General features: G+C 74.3%; 14 protein-coding genes. 7 read left to right on the top strand and 7 right to left on the bottom strand.

Features of this window, described 5'->3' with window-relative positions; genetic code table 11:
- Positions 1 to 9: 9 nt before the first annotated feature.
- Complete coding sequence (locus IE134_RS27560) at positions 10 to 228, bottom strand: hypothetical protein (RefSeq protein WP_030717019.1); 219 nt, start codon at positions 226 to 228, stop codon at positions 10 to 12.
- Positions 229 to 376: 148 nt separating this feature from the next.
- The gene (locus tag IE134_RS27555; protein WP_189432040.1) at positions 377 to 1,954 is read right to left on the bottom strand and encodes an amidohydrolase; all 1,578 of its coding nucleotides are present in this window, start codon (positions 1,952 to 1,954) and stop codon (positions 377 to 379) included.
- A gap of 212 nt (positions 1,955 to 2,166) precedes the next feature.
- Between IE134_RS27555 and IE134_RS27550 the strand changes: the two genes are divergently transcribed.
- The 3 genes from IE134_RS27550 (at position 2,167) to IE134_RS27540 (ending at position 4,234) form a co-directional block, all read left to right on the top strand.
- Positions 2,167 to 3,111, top strand: coding sequence for a methionyl-tRNA formyltransferase (locus tag IE134_RS27550; RefSeq protein WP_098020486.1), 945 nt, complete (start codon positions 2,167 to 2,169; stop codon positions 3,109 to 3,111).
- A complete protein-coding gene (gene ddaH, locus IE134_RS27545) occupies positions 3,092 to 3,943 on the top strand; it encodes a dimethylargininase (RefSeq protein WP_373301890.1) in 852 nt (283 codons plus the stop codon). The genes IE134_RS27550 and ddaH overlap by 20 nt, the downstream gene beginning before the upstream one ends.
- Positions 3,944 to 4,033: 90 nt before the next feature.
- A complete protein-coding gene (locus tag IE134_RS27540; RefSeq protein ID WP_098020487.1) occupies positions 4,034 to 4,234 on the top strand; it encodes a hypothetical protein in 201 nt (66 codons plus the stop codon).
- A 3-nt stretch (positions 4,235 to 4,237) separates the two neighbouring features.
- On the opposite strand, the gene IE134_RS27535 is transcribed toward IE134_RS27540, so the two are convergent.
- Entirely contained in the window at positions 4,238 to 5,524 is a 1,287-nt protein-coding gene (locus IE134_RS27535; protein WP_189432036.1) for an MFS transporter, read from the bottom strand.
- Positions 5,525 to 5,728: 204 nt separating this feature from the next.
- Complete coding sequence (locus IE134_RS27530; RefSeq protein WP_098020489.1) at positions 5,729 to 8,062, bottom strand: BTAD domain-containing putative transcriptional regulator; 2,334 nt, start codon at positions 8,060 to 8,062, stop codon at positions 5,729 to 5,731.
- A gap of 140 nt (positions 8,063 to 8,202) precedes the next feature.
- Here IE134_RS27530 and IE134_RS27525 point away from each other — a divergent pair, with 140 nt between their 5' ends.
- From IE134_RS27525 to IE134_RS27515, 3 genes are all read left to right on the top strand, one after another.
- Positions 8,203 to 8,883, top strand: coding sequence for a 2-phosphosulfolactate phosphatase (locus IE134_RS27525; RefSeq protein ID WP_098020490.1), 681 nt, complete (start codon positions 8,203 to 8,205; stop codon positions 8,881 to 8,883).
- A gap of 147 nt (positions 8,884 to 9,030) precedes the next feature.
- Entirely contained in the window at positions 9,031 to 9,201 is a 171-nt protein-coding gene (gene rpmF, locus IE134_RS27520; protein WP_030717001.1) for a 50S ribosomal protein L32, read from the top strand.
- A 103-nt stretch (positions 9,202 to 9,304) separates the two neighbouring features.
- Positions 9,305 to 10,132, top strand: coding sequence for a pentapeptide repeat-containing protein (locus IE134_RS27515; RefSeq protein WP_098020491.1), 828 nt, complete (start codon positions 9,305 to 9,307; stop codon positions 10,130 to 10,132).
- A gap of 20 nt (positions 10,133 to 10,152) precedes the next feature.
- Here the strand turns inward: IE134_RS27515 and IE134_RS27510 are convergent, their stop codons facing one another.
- Positions 10,153 to 10,797 carry a ScbR family autoregulator-binding transcription factor gene (locus tag IE134_RS27510; RefSeq protein WP_030716997.1) on the bottom strand — a complete coding sequence of 215 codons (645 nt, stop codon included), beginning with the start codon at positions 10,795 to 10,797 and terminating at the stop codon, positions 10,153 to 10,155.
- Between the two features lie 235 nt (positions 10,798 to 11,032).
- Between IE134_RS27510 and IE134_RS27505 the strand changes: the two genes are divergently transcribed.
- Entirely contained in the window at positions 11,033 to 11,587 is a 555-nt protein-coding gene (locus IE134_RS27505) for a hypothetical protein (protein WP_030716995.1), read from the top strand.
- Positions 11,588 to 11,671: 84 nt separating this feature from the next.
- On the opposite strand, the gene IE134_RS27500 is transcribed toward IE134_RS27505, so the two are convergent.
- Entirely contained in the window at positions 11,672 to 13,624 is a 1,953-nt protein-coding gene (locus IE134_RS27500; RefSeq protein ID WP_189432034.1) for a hypothetical protein, read from the bottom strand.
- Positions 13,621 to 17,646 (bottom strand): vWA domain-containing protein, encoded by a 4,026-nt coding sequence (locus IE134_RS27495; RefSeq protein ID WP_189432032.1) that lies wholly within the window; start codon positions 17,644 to 17,646, stop codon positions 13,621 to 13,623. The genes IE134_RS27500 and IE134_RS27495 overlap by 4 nt, the downstream gene beginning before the upstream one ends.
- Between the last annotated feature and the right edge of the window lie 2 nt (positions 17,647 to 17,648).

Below are 17,648 nucleotides of genomic sequence, written 5' to 3'. Positions count from 1 at the left end.
GAGTGTCCGTCAGCCCCCGGGTCGCCGTTCGGCGTTACGCTCGGCGGCGGCGTGCCACCAGCGCGGCGGGGAGGGCGCGGTGATCACCGAGGTGGACTGATCGGGGTGCAGGCCCAGGGTGCGCAGCGCGTCGGCGTCGACCCGGACGGTGTACCAGCCGCGCCAGTGCCCGTCCGCGCCGATGCCGCAGGCGAGATCGCAGTGGATCAGCTCCCCGACGAAGGGCATCCAGTCGATGCCGCGGTCACGCAGTCAAGCGCGGAGGGCCGCCGGGGGGCGCGGGCAGCCCGGCAGGTTCTCGTACGACACGACGGTCACCCACGCGGCGTCCGTCCCGCTTCCCCTCGTCCCCGTACCCATGGCGTCGAGCGTAGCGTCACGCCTCGGCGCGGGCGTCCCGGCCGTCCACGAAGGTCCGGACGATCTCGATGTCCCCGATCCGGGAGGGGTCCACGCGGTGCGGGTCGTCGCCCAGCACCACCAGGTCGGCACGCATCCCCGGCGCGAGGGCGCCCGCCGCGCCCTCCCACCGGCAGGCGTGGGCGCCGGCGACCGTGTAGGCACGCAGCGCCTCGTCGACGGTGACGGCCTCGTCCGGGCCGACGAGACGGCCCGAGGTGGAGGCGCGTTCGACCATGAACTGGATCGCGCGCAGGGGTGCGCCGTCCGTGACGGGGCGGTCCGAGCTGCCGACGAGCGCGACGCCGTGGTCCAGGAAGCCCCTCCCCCGGTACATCCAGCCCGCCCGCTCCTGGCCCATCACGGTCGCGTAGTCGTCGCCGAAGTGGCGCAGGAAGTTGGGCTGGACCACCGCGCTCACACCCAGCGCCGCGAACCGGGGCAGCTGGTCGGGGCGGATCAGCCCGGCGTGCTCGATGCGGTGGCGCGCGTCCGGGCGGGGCCGCAGCTTCTGCGCCCGCTCCAGGGCGTCCAGGGCGAGGTCGGCGGCGCGGTCGCCGATGGCGTGGACGGCGAGCTGCCAGCCGGCGAGGTGGCCGTCGACGATGAGGGCGGTGAGGCGTTCCGGGTCGTCCTGGAAGCGGCCGACGTTGTCGCTCGTCCCCTCGTACGGGGAGGTGAGCGCCGCCGTACGGGCCATCATCCCGCCGTCGGTGTAGATCTTGAGCGCGCCGAGCGACAGCCAGTCGTCGCCGAATCCGGTGCGCAGGCCGAGGTCCAGGGCCTGGGTGAACCCGTCGTCGGTGTGTGCCGCGCGGGGGCGCAGGGTGTCGCCGGAGGCCATGAGCTGGACCCGCAGGGGCAGCCGGCCGCGGTCCCGGAGCAGTTGGTAGGCGCCCAGTTCGACGGGGCTGTGGCCGAGGAGTCCGCCGCCGATGCCCGCCTCCGCGCAGCCGGTGATCCCCTCGTCCAGGCAGGCGCGGGCGGCGAGCTCGATCGCGTCGGCCAGCTCCTCCTGGGAGTACGGGAGCCGGAGCCGGCGGGCGGTGGTCATGGCGCTCTCGGCGAGGAAGCCGTCCTCGTGCGGGGTCCCGGCCGGCAGCAGGTCCAGCACCGCGGTGTTGACGACGCAGGCGTGCCCGGAGTCGTGCATCAGGAAGACCTTGCGGCCGTGGCTGACCCGGTCCAGTTCGGCGGAGGTCAGATGCCGACCCAGGGACCGCTGGTCATATCCGGCCACATCCACCCAGGCGCCGGGAGGGGCGGGCCGCCGGGCCGCCGCGTCCACCACGGCGAGGATGTCCTCGATCCGTTCGCACGGGGCGACGCTCGGCGTTCCGGCCTTCAACCCGGCCCAGGCGAGGTGGACATGGCTGTCGATGAAGCCGGGCAGCACGGTCGCCCCGCCCAGGTCGACGGTCTCGCGGGCGGGCAGGGAGGTCACGGCGTCGTCCAGGCCGACGATCCGTCCGCGCCAGATCCCCAGGTCGTGGGCGACGGGGTGGCAGGGGTCCATCGTGCGGAAGCGCGCGTTCGTCAGCCTCGTACAGAGCATGGGAGGTCCCTCCCCGTCGCGTTCGGACCCACGGCGCGCGGCCGGAGAGCGGGCCGGGTCAAGTTAACCCGCTCGCCCCTTCCTGTCGACGTGAGGGTGTGTTTCCGGCCGTCGTCGGCTGTCAACCTCCCTGTGAATCATGGGCCGTTGTGATCTTAGGTAAGCCTTGCTTTACTGAAGCGCCGGTCATCGCTTTCCAAGGAGGCACCTTCATGCGGGTCGTCATGTTCGGATACCAGACCTGGGGCCATCGCACCCTGCAAGCCCTGCTGGACTCCGAGCACGACGTGGTGACCGTCGTGACCCATCCCCGGAGCGAGCACGCCTACGAGAAGATCTGGAGCGACTCGGTCGCCGACCTCGCGGAGAAGCACGGCGTCCCCGTGATCATCCGCAACCGGCCGGACGACGAACTCGTGGACCAGCTGCGGGAAGTGGCCCCGGACATCATCGTGGCCAACAACTGGCGGACGTGGATGCCGCCGGAGATCTTCACGCTGCCGGTCCACGGCACGCTCAACATCCATGACTCGCTGCTGCCCGCCTACGCGGGCTTCTCGCCGCTGATCTGGGCGCTCGTCAACGGCGAGCCGGAGGTCGGCGTCACGGCCCACATGATGGACGAGGAGCTGGACGCCGGTGACATCGTCGTCCAGCGGGCGGTGCCCGTGGGACCGGCGGACACCGCGACCGACCTTTTCCACCGCACGGTCGATCTGATCGCGCCGGTCACCGTCGAGGCCCTCGGGCTGATCGCCTCCGGGCAGAAGGAGTTCACCCCGCAGGACCGGTCGAAGGCGAGCTTCTTCCACAAGCGCGCCGAGGAGGACATCCGCATCGACTGGAACTGGCCGGCCGAGGACCTGGAGCGCCTGGTCCGCGCCCAGTCGGCCCCGTACCCGGCCGCCTTCACGTACCACCGGGGGCGGCGGATCGAGGTCGTCTCGGCCGTCGTGTCCGAGGGCCGCTACGGCGGCACCCCGGGCCGCGTCTTCTACCGCGAGGGCGACGGTGTCGTGATCGTCGCCGGAGCCGACGCCCGCACCGGCCGCAACCACGGCCTGGCGATCACCCGCGTACGGACCGAAGACGGCCGCGAGCTGCCCGCGACCGAGTACTTCACCTCGATGGGCGGATATCTCACCGGCCGCCCCTGACGATCGGGACCCACCCCATATGCGTATCGCACGTGCCCGGCACTACCTCATGTGCCGGCCCACCTACTTCGACGTGGTCTACTGCATCAACCCGTGGATGGACCCGGCGAAGCCCGTCGACACTCCGCTGGCCATCGCCCAGTGGGAGCGGCTGCGCGAGGTCTACCTGAGCCTCGGGCACACCGTCGACACGATCGACCCCGTCCCCTCCCTCCCCGACATGGTCTTCGCGGCCAACGGCGCCACGGTCGTCGACGGACGGGCCCTCGTGGCCCGGTTCCGCGACGCCGAGCGCATCGCCGAAGGCCCCGCCTACCACAACTGGCTGCGCGACAACGGCTTTCCGGAGCTGCGTACGGCCGCCTTCGTCAACGAGGGAGAGGGCGACTATCTCCTGGCGGGCGACTGGCTGCTGGCGGGCACCGGCTTCCGCAGCGACCCCCGCTCGCACGACGAGGCACAGGAGTACTTCGGACGCCCGGTGATCGGGCTGACCCTGGTCGATCCCGACTACTACCACCTGGACACCGCCCTGACCGTGCTCGACGAGAAGACGGTCGCCTACTACCCGGCGGCCTTCTCCCCCGGCAGCCGGTCCGTACTGGAGCGGCTGTTCCCGGACGCCCTCCTCGCCACCCCCGCCGACGCCGAGGTGTTCGGGCTGAACGCGACGTCGGACGGGTACAACGTGGTCCTGCCGCAGAACGCCACGGAGCTGGCCGCGCAGTTGCGTGAGCGCGGGTTCAACCCGATCGGGGTGGACCTCTCGGAGCTGCTCAAGGCAGGCGGCAGCGTCAAGTGCTGCACGCTGGAGCTGCGCCGGGACGCCTGACGCACGAACGGACGGCCTCCCCGCGAAAACAACGGACAGCCTCCCCGCGGAACTTCCGTGGGGAGGCTGTCGGCGCGCCGTTAGCGTGGGGTGCATGACCACCGAACCGAGGACCTTCCCAGCTGGACCCCCGGAACCACCGTGGCCGTCGCGGTGGTCCTGCGGTCCATCAAGGTGCACGAGGTGGACTCCCACTCCCTGGCGTTCCGCCACGCGGGACGGCACGCCGTGCGCAACGCGCTGGTCGAGGCGTACGGTCCGCCGCCGCGTCCCCGGCGGGACCGGGCGTGACGCTCAGCGGCGGTCCGGCACCCGGCGCAGGGTGCGGATCGGGCGGGCGGCCAGCAGGGCGGTGGCGGTGAGGAAGGAGACGACAACACCGGTCAGGAGCACCCGGTCGGTGCCGAACGCTCCGACCGCGGGGCCCGCCAGCGCACTGCCGATCGGGTACATGCCGACGGAGCCCGCGACCTCGTAGGCGTGGATGCGGTTCAGCATCTCGCCCCGGACCTGGGTCTGCACACTGGTGGCCCACATGACACCCCAGACGCCGATCCCGGCCCCGACCACGACCTGGGCGGCGGCGAGCACCCAGACCGGCAGGCCGAGCACGATGCCCAGCGGATAGAGGGGGTACGCCAGCATCGCCACCGCCCCCGCCGCGAGCGGCCGTTCGGGCTTGTAGCGGATCGCCAGCAGGCCGCCGATGACGGTTCCGGCGCCCAGGGCGGCGTTGATCAGGCCGAAGGACCGCGCGCCGTGCTCGGGCACGATGACCCCGGCGGCCACCGACAGCTGCGGCCCCCAGGAGAGCACCGCGTAGAACATCCAGATCACGATGACGCCCCAGAGCCAGCCGCGCGCCCGGAACTCCCGCCAGCCGACGGCCAGATTGCGCCACAGGCTCTCGCCGGGCGGCGGGGCGGGCACCGCGCCCAGCCGGAGCACGTACAGGCAGACCGCGCTGGTCCCGTAGGCGACGGCCGAGATCACCATCACCCAGCCGGTGGAGCCGAATCCGACGAGGACGCCCGCCAGGGCGGGGCCGCCGAGACCGGTGATCGCCTCGGAGGTCCGCAGCACCCCGTTGGCGCCCTGCACGTCCCGGGACACCAGCGGAACGGTCGAGGAGGCGCCCGGCTGGAACAGGGCGTTCGCCGTCCCGGCCACCACCAGCAGGGCGTACAGCTGCCCGAGGTGACCGATGCCGTGAAGGAACAGGAGGGCGAGCAGGATGTGGGCGGTGAGATTGGCCAGATCCGCGACGATCATCATCCGGCGCGCGGTGAACCGGTCGGCGAGCACCCCGCCGAACAGCACCAGGCCCGCGAACGGGGCGACCAGGAAGGCCATCGAGTAGCCCGCGGTGTCCAGACCGTACCCGTCGATGAGCAGCCCGGCGGCGACGGCGACCGGCAGCATGGCCCAGCTGAGCAGGCCGGCGCTGCGGGCGACGAAGTAGTACCGGAAGTTGCGGGACCAGATGGCGGGCTCGCCCGGCGACGGCGGCGGCCCGCCGGAGCCGTCCCGGGCGGGCGGCGACGCGACCGCTGTGATGTGCTCTGCCGGATGTTCTTCCACCGTCGTTCCATCCTTCGCTCACTCGTGCCGGCGCATGCGCAACTCCCGTGGCTGGGCACGGGGAAGGGCTGCGGTGCGGCCAACCGTACGGCTGGGGCCTGTTCGGGCTCATGCAGCCGGACCAGAGAAGGCGGAGGCGGCCGGGAGGCCGAACCCGGCCGAGGGGAGGTGAGTTGACCTGCGGTTCTTCCGGCCCTCGCCGGACTAGGCGCGGGAACCGGCAGAACTGGCGTAACTGCCGGAGCAGTTGTCCTGGACGTTGTCGCGCCGGGCGGGACCGCGAGCCCGGGAGAGCACGAGCCGCCTTCGGGCGGTGTGCGCCTCGTCCGTGCCGATCAGCTCGCGGGCGTACGAGCGCAGCAGGACGTCCAGCCCGAAACGGCCCGCCCTCTCCCGTACCAGATGGGCGTCCGCGAGGCACGCCAGAAGTGCGGCCGACGCGGCCGGGGTTGTGCCCGCGAGCTCTGCGGCGGCGTCCACGGTGAGGTCGGGGCCGGGCAGCTGGCCGAGGAGCCGGAACATCCGCCGGGCTTCGTCGGGAAGCGTGCGGTAGGACAGCTCGAAGGCGGACCGTACGGTGGAACGCCGGTCCCCCTCGATGCGCAGCCGGCCGAGGACGCCGTCGCCCGCGCCCGCCAGCTCGGCGCTGTGGGCGGCGATGCTCGCGTTGCGGGCCACGAGATCGGCTCCGGCGATCCTGATCGCCAGCGGCAGGCCGCCGCAGAGCTCCACGATCCTGCGGGCCGCCGCCTCCTCGGCCGCGACGTTGCACGATCCGGCGATGCTGCCCAGCAGTTGGCGGCCCTCGTCCGGGTCGAGCACGTCCAGGGCGATGCGGCGCGCACCGTCGGACGAGACCAGCCCGGCGAGCCGGCTGCGGCTGGTGATGACGACCGTGCAGCCCCGGGCACCGGGGAGGAGCGGCCTGACCTGCTCGGCGTCGCGCGCGTTGTCCAGCACGATCAGCAGGCGCTTGTCGGCGAGCAGGGTGCGGTAGAGCGCGGCGGCCTCGTCCTCGTTCGCCGGGTGCTCGGGGAGTGCGTGGGGCGGGGCGCCGAGGGCCCGGAGGAACGGGGCGAGTACGTCGCCGGGACGCAGCGCCGGACGTGGGGAGTGGCCGCGCAGGTCGACGTACAGCTGCCCGTCCGGGAAGCGGTCGCGCCGGGCGTGCGCCCAGTGCGTGGCGAGGGCGGACTTGCCGACGCCGGGCGCACCGACCACCACCGCGATGTGCGGTCGCCGCGCCGGGTCGGACGCGACGAGGGTGTCGAGTACGCGCATCTGCGGTCGTCGCCCGACGAAGGTGGTTGCACCGGACGGCAGTTGGGCCGGGGGCGGCGTCGGACCGGCGGCCGCTGTGGCGTCGGCGGGTGTGCGACGGATCTCCGTGGGGTGGCTCTCCGTGCGGTAGGCCTCCGTGGAGCGAGCGGGCTCGCGGTGGGCCGGTGTGTGGTGGGCGGTGGGGTGCGGGCCGGGCGGTTGGCGGCGCAGCACCCGCAGCTGGGCCTCGCGCATCTCCGTGCCGGGCTCGATGCCCAGTTCCTCGACGAGCCGGTCGCGCAGGCGGGTGAACACCTGGAGCGCGGCGGCCTGTTCCCCGCTGTCGGCGAGGGCGAGGATCAGCCGGGCGTGCAGGCCCTCGTGGAGCGGCTCGGTGTTCACCAGGTCGGCCAGCACCGGGACGGCCTCCCCGGAGCGGCGAAGCAGTAGTGCGGTGTCGGCGTGCAGGAGCGCCGCCCGGACCCGCCGCTCGTCGGCGGCCACCGCTGCCGGATGCCGGCGCAGCACGGGGTCGGCGTCCGCCAGGACCGGCCCGCGCCAGCAGCGCAGAGCCTCCGCCAGGGCGGCGTAGAGGGCCTCCGGGTCCGGCGCGTGGCGCAGGCGCTCCGCCCGGGCCAGCAGTTCGTCGAAGCGGCCGAGGTCGGTCCGGTCCCGGGACGCCTCCAGCCGGTAACCGGTGGGCGACCGGACGACGGTCGGCAGCGGGGCGTCCTGTGGCCCGCACGGTGCCAGCAGCCGACGGGCCTGGGTGACGTACGTGTGGATCAGGCTCGGGTGGGAGCGGGGTGGCCCGGACGGCCAGAGGGTGTCCGTGATCTCCTGCTGGGTGGCGGGCTCGGGGTGCTTGAGCGCAAGAAGCCCGAGCAGACGGCGCAGCATCGGGCTGCTGACCGGGACGGGGATCCGGCCGCGCCGGAGGACGAGCGGGCCGAGGATCAGCAGGTTCGGCCGACCGGTGTCGCGCGGTGGCCCGGTGCGGGCGTCGGCCAGCAGGTCCGCCAGTTCGTCGTCGCTCAGCCCCAGCGTCGCGGCCAGGCTTCGCAGGGTGTGCACCCGGGGCCGCCGGGCGCGGCCGCGCTCGATGTCGCGCAGCGCCCTGGTGCTGATCCCGGCCCGGGACGCGGCCGCCTCCTGGCTGAGCCCGGCCCGGCGGCGGAACGACTGGATCCGTGGGCCGACCGTGCCACGTTCGTCTCCCTCGCCCGGCCCGCCCGGCTCGCCCTGCGGGTCCACCGTCGCCGACGCCGTATCCGACATGGCATCCCCCTCGCCCACTCATGCACAGTTTGGACTGGACCAATGTGCCCGATCAAGGGAACGCGGGCGTGCGCGCCTGCCGGTGTGAAGTGGCTCACGAAGTCGGGGACTTCGGGAGGGGCTTACTCGATCATGACCGGATGGACACTCGCTTCCTCGGCATCCCCGAGCTCACCGGAACGCCGTCCGTGGCGGTCGTGGTCGACGTCATGCGGGCCTACACGGTGGCCGCCTGGGCCTTCGCGCGAGGGGCGGAGAAGATCGTCCTCGCCGAGTCACTCGACGACGCCCTCGCGCTCAAGGCGAGCCATCCGGACTGGGTGGCGCTCAAGGACGGTGCGCCGGCGCGCGGCTTCGACGCCGTCAACTCACCGGGCCTGCTGCGCTCCGCCTACCTGGGCGGACGCACCGTCATACAGAAGACCACGGCGGGGACGGTGGGCGCCCTCGCGGTCAAGGAAGCGTCGCTGGTGCTGTGCGCCGGCTTCGTGGTGGCGGAGGCGACGGCGGGGCTCCTGCGCCAACGCGGTTGCGAGGACGTCACGTTCGTGGTCACCGGCGAGGACGGGCGCGCCGAGGAGGACCTGGCGTGCGCCCAGTACATCGCGGGGAGAGTCACCGGGTCGGGGGCGGACGCGACCGCGTTCGTGCGCCGCGCCGCGGAGTCGCGCGCCGCCACGGAACTGACGGACGGCATCCGCGAAGGAGCCCACCAGGACGACGTCGCCCTCTGCCTCGAAGTCGACCGCTTCCCCTTCGCCATGGTCGCGACCCTGGAGGACTCGCTGATGATCCTCCGTCCGTGCGGCGTACCGGCGTAGGCCGACGGGGGCAGGCAGCAACCCGACCCCCGGCGGGGCGGCCTTCGGCCCGATCGACGACGGCAGATGGACAAGCCGGTGGCGACTTGGTGTTGACTATCGTTTTCATATAGCGTTCTTCGAGGTCAACGACAAAGGTGGTCCCTCATGGCAGTCCCCAAGCGGAAGATGTCCCGCAGCAACACCCGTCACCGTCGCGCCCAGTGGAAGGCGACGACGCCTCAGCTCGTCCCCGTGACGATCGACGGAACCGTCCACCAGGTGCCGCAGCGGCTGGTGAAGGCCTACGAGCGCGGGATCCTGCGTCCGGAAGGCTGACCGGCCTCCCGGTACGCCGCGTTCGGAGCACGCGGGACAAAATGGGGGCGTACAGCCACCGGCACACCGCTGCCGGCCCCGCACGCCACCAGGAGTCACCGTCTTGTCCGAGCGCACCTCGTACGCCGCCCAGCCCGACCTGCAGGCCGATTGCGGGAGCTGCTTCGGGCTGTGCTGCGTGGCGCTGCCCTTCTCGCGCTCCTCGGACTTCCCGGTGGACAAGTCCGCCGGCACGCCCTGCGCAAACCTCCAGGAGGACTTCCGCTGCGGCATCCACCAGCGGCTGCGTGACCAGGGGTACAACGGCTGCACGGTGTTCGACTGCTTCGGGGCGGGCCAGAAGGTCTCCCAGGTCACCTTCAAGGGCGTCAGCTGGCGCGAGGAGCCGGATTCGGCCCGTGCGATGTACGAGGCCTTCCCCGTCGTGCGGCAGCTCCATGAGCTTCTCAAGTACATCGCGCAGGCCCTGGACCTGCCCGCGGCCGGGCCCGTGCACGGGGATCTGCGCCGGGCGTACGAGCGGCTGGACGCCCTCACCCGGGACACGGCCGAGACGCTGCTCGCCGTCGACGTGGACACGCTGCGCGGCGAGGTGAACCCGCTGCTCCTGCGGGCCAGCGAGCTGGCCCGGGCGGCGGTCCCCGGGCGCAAGAAGAACCACCGGGGCGCCCATCTCATGGGCTCCCGGCTGCGCGGTGCGAAGCTGCGCGGCGCCAGCCTGCGCGGGGCCCTCCTCATCGCGGCCGACCTGTCAGGATCCGATCTGCGCGACGCCGACCTGATCGGCGCGGACATGCGGGACACCAATCTGTGCGGGGCGGATCTGCGCGGCGCGCTGTTTCTCACCCAGCCCCAGCTGAACGCCGCGCGGGGCGACGCCCGCACGAAGGTCCCGCAGACCCTGGAGCGCCCGCCCCACTGGGCGGACTAGGGTTTCCCGGCACCGCCGTCTCAGCGCGGCGGGGACGTACCCATGGAGCGCGGCGGCCCTAGACGCAGGCGGGCGAAGACCTCCGGACGGGCGATGCCGGGCATGACCAGGGACCACATGGCGCTGACCTGCTGGTGCAGGGCGTCCCGCTCGGCCAGGGCGAGGGACAGCATCTGTACGCCGCTGTAGCAGCCGACGAGTGTCCGCGCGGTCTCCACGGGCTCGACGTGGTCCTGGATCTCCTCGGCCTCGCGCGCGGATTCGAGAGCGGCGGTGACGGCACCCAGCGAACCCGCGTAGCTCTCGGCGGTCTGGTACGGGCCCGGCTCGATCGAGAGGCGCACGGCGGCCCGCAGGACGGGGTCCTCCAGGAGGCCGGCGGTGTAGTGGTGGCTGATGTCCACCAGGGCCTGGAGCCAGAGCTCGGGGGCCGGGCCCGCCGCCATCTGCTCGGAGACCTGCTGGAAGTACGTGTGCTGGCGGGCCAGGATCTCGTCACCGAGGTCCTGCTTCGACGCGAAATGGTGGTAGAAGCCGCTGCGGGAGACGTTGGCCAGGCGGAGGATCGCCGGGGTCGAGGCACCGGCGTAGCCGTCCCGGTCGATCACGATTCCGGCGGCCTGGACGATCCGCTGAAACGTCTGCTCCCCGCGATCCTGCGTCATGGCCACACCTTCCTCAGCCGCGTCCGACGTTACCCGGGGTCCCGGCGGTGCGCTCCCGGGACGCGGCCGGATGTCTGACGTCGGCTGCTTCCGGGGGCGAGCGAGCCCGGCCCGGACGTTCCGGGGGGGGGCAGGCGGGCGCGATCCGGCTCGCCCCGGACGTCGCCGCCCAGGACTCCGACGTGACAGCCGATGCCGATGCACGCTAGACAGGCTGTCCGGGAGGGGTGAAGCGATGACCTTGCATGCCGACGTGGCCGAGTTGCTCGCGGTGGCCGGCATCCCCGGCGTGGACGTCGACGACGCGGTCGCGGACGAACACGTTCGATGGTCCGCCTACCGACGCATCGTGTCGGTGATCGCTTCCTCGCCGAGCCGGGACCGGGACCGGGCGATCGTGGCCACCATTCTTCGAGACCCCGTCGAGATGGTCGCCAAGTCGGCGGTGGTCGCCCTCGTGGACGAGATCGCGATGAGGACGGCCGGACCTGCCGAGTTCCGGGAGTGGGCATCCGGACTCCTGCCGGAGATCGACGGGCTCGAAGGGGAAGGGCACCGCGCGTTCATCCGCCGCCGTATCCGCGACTGGCTGTTCCACCTGCACGTCCAGGACGGTCACGTGCCGACGACGGCCGAGTTGGCGGAGGTCACCGACTGGATGCAGCGCACCCTCGCCGAGGGGTCGAGGTCGCCGGCTGTACTCGCCCTGCTCGCCGAGTCGGGCCGCAGGAAGAAGACGCGCAACGTCGCGGAGAACCGGGCCCGAAGTCGCGAGCTGAGACCGCGGTGAACCGGTGCACGCGTGGGGCGGGTGCGCCGCGCCGGCCGACGCCGATCGGCGGGGTGGACTGCCCGGTGTCGGGCGGTCCGCGCCTCAGCCCGCCGCGTCGTGGACCGGAACGGGCGGCACCGCGACCGGATCTCCCTCCGTCGCGTTCCAGGCTGCCGCGCACAGCGATTCGGACACGGCGGCCGTGTAGCGGGCGGCCGCCAGCCAGTACGCGGCGAAACCGTCGGTGTCGGCCGGGAGCAGACGGCCGAACAGATCGCGATCACGCTGGGCGGCCGAGGCGCACAGGGCGGTGAGCAGCGCGGCAGCCGTGGGGAGACCGCCGCGGCGGATCCGGCGGGTCTCGGCGGTGACATCGCTCAGCAGGCCCAGGGCGGCGCGGCCCGCCGGAACCGTCTGTTCGACCCGGCGCTCCAGGAGGTACAGGGGCGATGCCCCGCCGGGTCCCGCGGGCTGCGGCGGGGCGAAGTGGGCGGGGGCGGACGGGTCCGGGAGGTCGGCGCGGCGCAGCCGGTCGAGGCCGAGGTCGACCGTGCCCTCGCCGGTGGGGTGCGTGCACGCGAGGAGGGTGAGCCGGGGGTGGGTGGCGGGAATCAGGCGGCCGATGATCCTCAGCCGGGTCCCCGGCGCGGCGGCCAGCAGGGCCAGGTTGTCGCGGTGGGCCAGCGCGGGGTCGTCGTCGGCGACGGTGAGCCGGATCCGAACGCCTCCCTCGCACTGCGCGAGCAGGCAGGCGCCGCCCGGTTCCCGTACCGCGCCGAGGAGTTCGACGTCCAGGAAGAGCAGGTCGCTGCCGGTGCCGTCCGGGTCCGCGTAGCGGGAGGTGGACCGCAGGGCGCGGGCGGCCTGTTCGGCCGGTGGTGTCTCCCACAGGGCGGCGAGCGGCGGCTCCGTCCACGCCGCACCCCGGGCGGTGACGGCCTTGACGGCCTTTCCGGCGCCCAGTCTGCCGTCGGGCGAGACCGTCGCGCCCGAGACGGCGAGACCGGCGCGGCCCAGCTCCCGGTGGGTGAGGGCGCTGTCCCCCAGGCGCACGGCCCGGTCGGCCACGCCGAGGGCCCGCCCCACGCCGCCGGGCGCCACATCGCCGACGGTGAAGAGGCGGCCGTCGGCTCCGGCGACCCAGGTGCGGACGCCGCCGTGCCCCGAGTCGGTGACCACGGGTTCGGTGAACAGGCCGTACAGGCGGAGCGAGCCGTCCGGGCTGTACGGCCGACGCACCCGGCCCCGGACGGCTGCCAGCTCCGCCCCGGACGCCGTCCCCACCCGCCGGGCGGTGCCCAGGAGTTCGGCCAGGGCGGTGACGAGCTCGGCGGTCCGGTACGACGGGTTCCCGGCGCGGGCCGCGCGCAGCAGCGTGACGACGGAGAGCGCGGCGCCGGCGGCACGGGGCAGGTGTCGGAGCCGGGCGCTGTGCGCGGCGCGCAGGAGGGCCGACTGGGTGACGGCCCCGGCCCCGTCGACCCCGGCCTCCAGCACGGCGGCGCCCGCCGACCAGAGGGCGTCGGCGGCGGCACGCTGGTCCGGGCTCGCCGTCTCGTGCGGGGTGGCGGCGTCGGGGGCGGCGTTGGGGGCGCGGCCGGGGGCTGCGTTGGCGGCGACGCCGGTGGCGGCGTCGGGGCCGGAGGCGGGGGCGACGTTGAGGCCGAGGGCATGGGCGGCGTCGGGGCCGAAGGGGGTCGGGGCCGTCGCCGAGGCCGGTCCCGGCGCTTCCGGGGTGGCCTGTTCGGCGGGCTCCGGCGCCAGGTCGGTCGCGGGGGCGGCACAGGCCGCGGCCGCGCGGTGGACGCAGGCCGGGGCGAGGAGGCAGCCGCAGGTGACGTCCTCCACCTTCGCCACCACCCCGCCCGGGGCGTACAGGCGCAGCTCGGTCTCGTCGTCGACCTCGATCGTCGTGGTGTCCCCGTCGCGGTGCGTCGGGCGGGCGGCGAGCTTGGTGACCGCCGCGTCCAGCCGTTTGCGCAGCCGGGGCGAGAGGCCCTCCACGAGCGTGGCCGTGACCTCAGGTGCGACGGGCGGCAGCTGAGCGGCGTTCATGCGGTCTTCTCCCCTATCCAGCGGGCCAGTTCGAGTGGGCTGAGGGCCGCCACGGGCATCCCCGCGGCCACGAGCTGCCCGGCGACGCCCGTCGAGTAGCGGGGTCGGCCGGCGTCGTCGAGGCTCGCGCACCCGAGGACGTGGCAGCCGGTGTTCACCAGCGCCCGCACCTCGGCCAGAAGTCCGGCGAGCGGCCCGCCCTCCTCGAAGTCGCTGATGACGACGACGAGGGTGCGCGAAGGCACCTCGATCAGGCCGCGGGCGTGCCGGAGCCCGGCGGCGATGTGCGTTCCGCCGCCCACACTCACTTCCAGCAGGAGGGAGAGGGGATCGCGTACATGGCCGGTGAGGTCGACGACTTCGGTGGAGAACGCCAGGAAGTGGGTGCTCAGGGTCGGCACCCCGGCGAGCACCGAGGCGGTCAGCGCGGACCAGATCGTGGAGGCCTCCATGGACCCGGAGACGTCGGTGACCAGGATCAGCCGCCAGTCGGCCGACCGGCGGGCACGGCTGCGGAAGACGGGCTTTTCGGGAATCACCTGGATCGTGCCGTCGGCCGTCCGGCGGGCGGTGGCCAGATTGGCGTGCAGAGTACGCGGCAGGTCGAGCCGGCCGCCGGGGCGGCGGGTGGGCCGGGCCGTCATCGCGCCGGTCAGCGCTGGCCGCAGCCGGGTGGCGAGCTGCCGGGTCAGTTCCTCGACCAGGTGACGCACCAGGGGTCGGAGCGCCGCGAGGCGGGCTTCGGGAAGGCCGCCGGCGTACTGCAGGATCGTCCGGAGCAGCTCCACGGAGGGGGTGGCGGCCGCCGGGTCGAGTTCGGCCAGGACGTCCTGCCGCCCCGTCACGGCCGCGGCGGCGAGGACCTCTTCGCGGACACCGGGGCCGAACAGCGCGGCCAGCTCCTCGGACCACTCGCGGACACCGGGGAACGACGGCTCCCGCCCGCCACCGGCCCCGGACCCGTCGCGCCCGGGGAGGCCGCCGCGGGAACCCTCCCCGTGTCCCGCGCCGTAGAGCTCGTCCAGCGCGGTCGCCAGCCGGGCGGCGCCGGACGGCAACCGGTCGGAGCTCCGGCCGAGCACGAGCCGCCAACGGTCGGCGGGTGCGAGGGTACGGGCGGGAGCCTGGGCGGGTCCCGCCTCGGTGGAGGGCGCCGTGGCGCGGGGCGCCTCGGTGGGGTGTGCCGTGGCAGGGGGCACCTCTGTCGAGGGCGCCTCGGTGGTGAGTGCGGTTACGGGTGCCGTCTCGGCAGAGGTCGCCTCGGCCCGGGGCTCGTCGGCGGGGGTGACAGCCGTAAGAGGCGCCGTCGCGGGGGCTGCGGCGGAGTGGTCCGACGGCGGTGGGACCCGGCCGTCGTCCGGCGACGGCGGGACGGGCAGGCCGAGTCCCGTCAGCAGCTCCCGCGCCGCGAGGTCGGCGGCCGTACGGCGGGCCAGTTCGGCCGGATCGTCGGCGTCGAGATCGTCCACCCGTTCGCCCAGCCGCTCCTCGACGGTGCCCAGCAGACGGTCCCGGGCGGCCGGGCTCAGGGTGTCGAAGCCACCGCGCAGGGCCGGCAGGCGGGCCAGGAACGCGGAGTCGTCCAGCTCGACGACCCGGTCCAGCAACGGATCCAGGGCGCCGACGCCGACGGTCAGGAGCGGGCCCGCGACCGTCAGGACGCCGGAGAGCCGGGCGGTGAGCGTGGCCCGGGAAGTGCTGTCCACGGCACCGTCCACCCAGGAGGCGACGCGCTCCCCGAAGGCCTCGGCCTCTTCATGGCCGGTGAGCACCCTGACCGCTCCGGCCGCCGCGGCGATCAGCGGGGCGCCGTCGGCGGCCAGCCGGGCAAGGGCGTCGGTGAGCCGGATGCCGCCCAGCCGATCGGCCCGCTGGGCCAGTTCGAGCAGGGCGCGGGCGTCCTCCGGCTTCTCGGAGCCGGTCAGCCCCTCGACCTGGCGCACCGCGGCAGCGGTCAGCAGTTCCGCAGCGTGCGCGGTGCGGGCGGCCCTGGTGGTGTCGGCGGCGTCCAGGGCCGCGGCAGGGCGGTCGGACGGAATTCCGGAGCTTTCTGACGGCACTTCGGAGCTGTCGGACCGGTTGTCAGGGCCGTCGGGCTCGGTCAGGCCCGGCAGATGGCCCGCGTCGACGCGGTCCAGCAGGTCGAGCCCGGCGAGGAGTTCGGGGAGGGTGCCGCTCGCGGGGAGCACGGCCGCGAGTTCGGTCAGCCGTTCGTCGGCAGGGGCGGGCAGCCCGCACGCGGCGGCCTCCGCGAGGCCGCGGACGACCTGGGCGGCCGTCGGACCGCCCTCCGCGCGCTCGGCCGCGTGGCGCTTCCGCAGCACACCCTCGGCCGCCTGGGCCGGGGTGACGCCACGGGCCCCGGCCGCGGTGAGCATCGCGGCCGTCGCCGGGGTCCACCGCACCCGCCAGCGTGTCGTCAGTCCTTCAGCACCCGCCGCGCCCGTCACCTCCTGCTCCTGCGCGTAGGGAATGCCGCACACCGTCAGTCTGCGCAGCAGCAGTTCGCGGCGGCGGTCCAGGGCGGAGCGCGCCGGGTCGAGCCGGAGGTCGCGCGGTGCCTTCTCGTGCGCGTCCTGCGGCCCGGGGAGCGCGAGCGCCGCGGTCTCGGCCTCGACGGCGGGGCTCAGTCCGCTGCGCGGAGCGGCGGGTGCCGGCCGCCCGGTGCGGGCTCCGACGAGCACGCGCTCGAGGGCCTGGGCGACGGCGCGTCCCGTGCCGTAGGTCTCGCCGCGCCCCAGCACCGTCTGCACGGCTTCCAGCAGTTCACCGCGGCCCGGCGCGGGCAGATCGCGCAGCCGGGCCAGGTCACCGGCGACCCGGACGATCTCCCGGCCGTCCGCCGGGCCGTAGGGGTGGCCCTGTTCGCGCAGGGCGGCACAGAGACGTACGGCGGTGCGGACCAGCGCCTCGTGCACCACCGCCGGGTCCCCGGCGGCCTCCAGGACGGTGTGCTGCCACTCCGGGTCCCGGATGCCGGCCGGGTAGCCGGAGCGGGAATCGAGCAGCGGGTACGTGTACGGGATCAGGGAGACCGTGCACGCGGCCGCCCCGGCAACGCCGTCGGCGTGCCCGCCCACGCTCGGCTCCGGCACGGAGGGCGGGCCCGGCGATCCCGCCTCCTCGGCGGCGGCAACAGCAGTGCAGGCTGTCCCGTCCGCCCCCGCCCCTGACCGCAACAGCGCCGGGGTGTGGAAGGCGCCCACCACCACGGCGGGCCGCCGTCCGTTCGCCAGGGCCTCCGCGACATGGCCGCGCATGCATGCCTCGCGTACCAGGTCCGTGCCGTGCACCCCGCCCCGCGCCTCGGCCTCGTAACGCAGCGCCCAGCCGGTGAGCAGGGCGGCACGGCGGAGCGCCTCGGGTGTCGAGCCGGGCGCCTGGGCCTCCACCAGGCGGTCCCACAGGTCGTCGCCCTCCCGGCCGGTGAGCCGGGACCGGAGCGCGGCGGACAGCCCGTGCCCCTCCCCCGGCACGGGTGCGGAGGCGGCGCCGGGAACCGGGGCGGGGGCCCCGTCGCGACCCTCCGCCCAGGCCCGGTCGGCCAGGGGCAGGTCGCAGGCCACGGCCGGGACGCCGTTCCTCGCCGCCCAGCGCAGCGCGACCAGTTCGGGCGAGAAGTCCGCGAACGGGTAGAAGGCCGGGCCCCGTTCACCCGCCGGGCCGGCGGCGGGCACCGCGGCCAGCGCCACCGGGGCCTCGGTCTCCTCGTGGGCGAGCCAGCCCAGCCAGGGCTGGAACTCGGCGGGCAGTTCGACGAGGAGGACGTCGGGGTCGGCCGCGTCCAGCAGGGCGGGCAGGGCGGCCGCCAGCGAGGGCGCGTGGTGGCGTACCCCGATCAGGAACGGTGCCCCGGGACCGGCCTCCGCGAGGGCCGCCACCGCGGCTTCCGCGGTGGCCGGTCCGCCCGCCGGACCCCGCCCGGGAACCGCAGGAACCACGGGAGCCGTGGGAGCACCGGTGGGCACGCCGGCGGCGGGCGGTGCCTCGGCGGAGGCCCCGGCCATGGTCGACTCGTTCATCC

This window comes from Streptomyces rubiginosohelvolus (assembly GCF_014649875.1).
Lineage (GTDB): Bacteria > Actinomycetota > Actinomycetes > Streptomycetales > Streptomycetaceae > Streptomyces > Streptomyces rubiginosohelvolus.
The sequence above is the reverse complement of the archived record's forward strand: the minus strand, read 5'-3'. Positions and strand labels throughout refer to the sequence as shown.

Bases quoted from the DNA above. Each gene is read 5' to 3' on its own strand.
- IE134_RS27550 (WP_098020486.1), top strand. From the start codon at position 2,167: ATGCGGGTCGTCATGTTCGGATACCAGACCTGGGGCCATCGCACCCTG.
- IE134_RS27505 (WP_030716995.1), top strand. From the start codon at position 11,033: ATGACCTTGCATGCCGACGTGGCCGAGTTGCTCGCGGTGGCCGGCATC.
- IE134_RS27530 (WP_098020489.1), bottom strand. From the start codon at position 8,062: ATGTCGGATACGGCGTCGGCGACGGTGGACCCGCAGGGCGAGCCGGGC.
- IE134_RS27525 (WP_098020490.1), top strand. From the start codon at position 8,203: ATGGACACTCGCTTCCTCGGCATCCCCGAGCTCACCGGAACGCCGTCC.
- IE134_RS27560 (WP_030717019.1), bottom strand. From the start codon at position 228: ATGCCCTTCGTCGGGGAGCTGATCCACTGCGATCTCGCCTGCGGCATC.
- IE134_RS27510 (WP_030716997.1), bottom strand. From the start codon at position 10,797: ATGACGCAGGATCGCGGGGAGCAGACGTTTCAGCGGATCGTCCAGGCC.
- rpmF (WP_030717001.1), top strand. From the start codon at position 9,031: ATGGCAGTCCCCAAGCGGAAGATGTCCCGCAGCAACACCCGTCACCGT.
- IE134_RS27495 (WP_189432032.1), bottom strand. From the start codon at position 17,646: ATGAACGAGTCGACCATGGCCGGGGCCTCCGCCGAGGCACCGCCCGCC.
- IE134_RS27555 (WP_189432040.1), bottom strand. From the start codon at position 1,954: ATGCTCTGTACGAGGCTGACGAACGCGCGCTTCCGCACGATGGACCCC.
- IE134_RS27500 (WP_189432034.1), bottom strand. From the start codon at position 13,624: ATGAACGCCGCTCAGCTGCCGCCCGTCGCACCTGAGGTCACGGCCACG.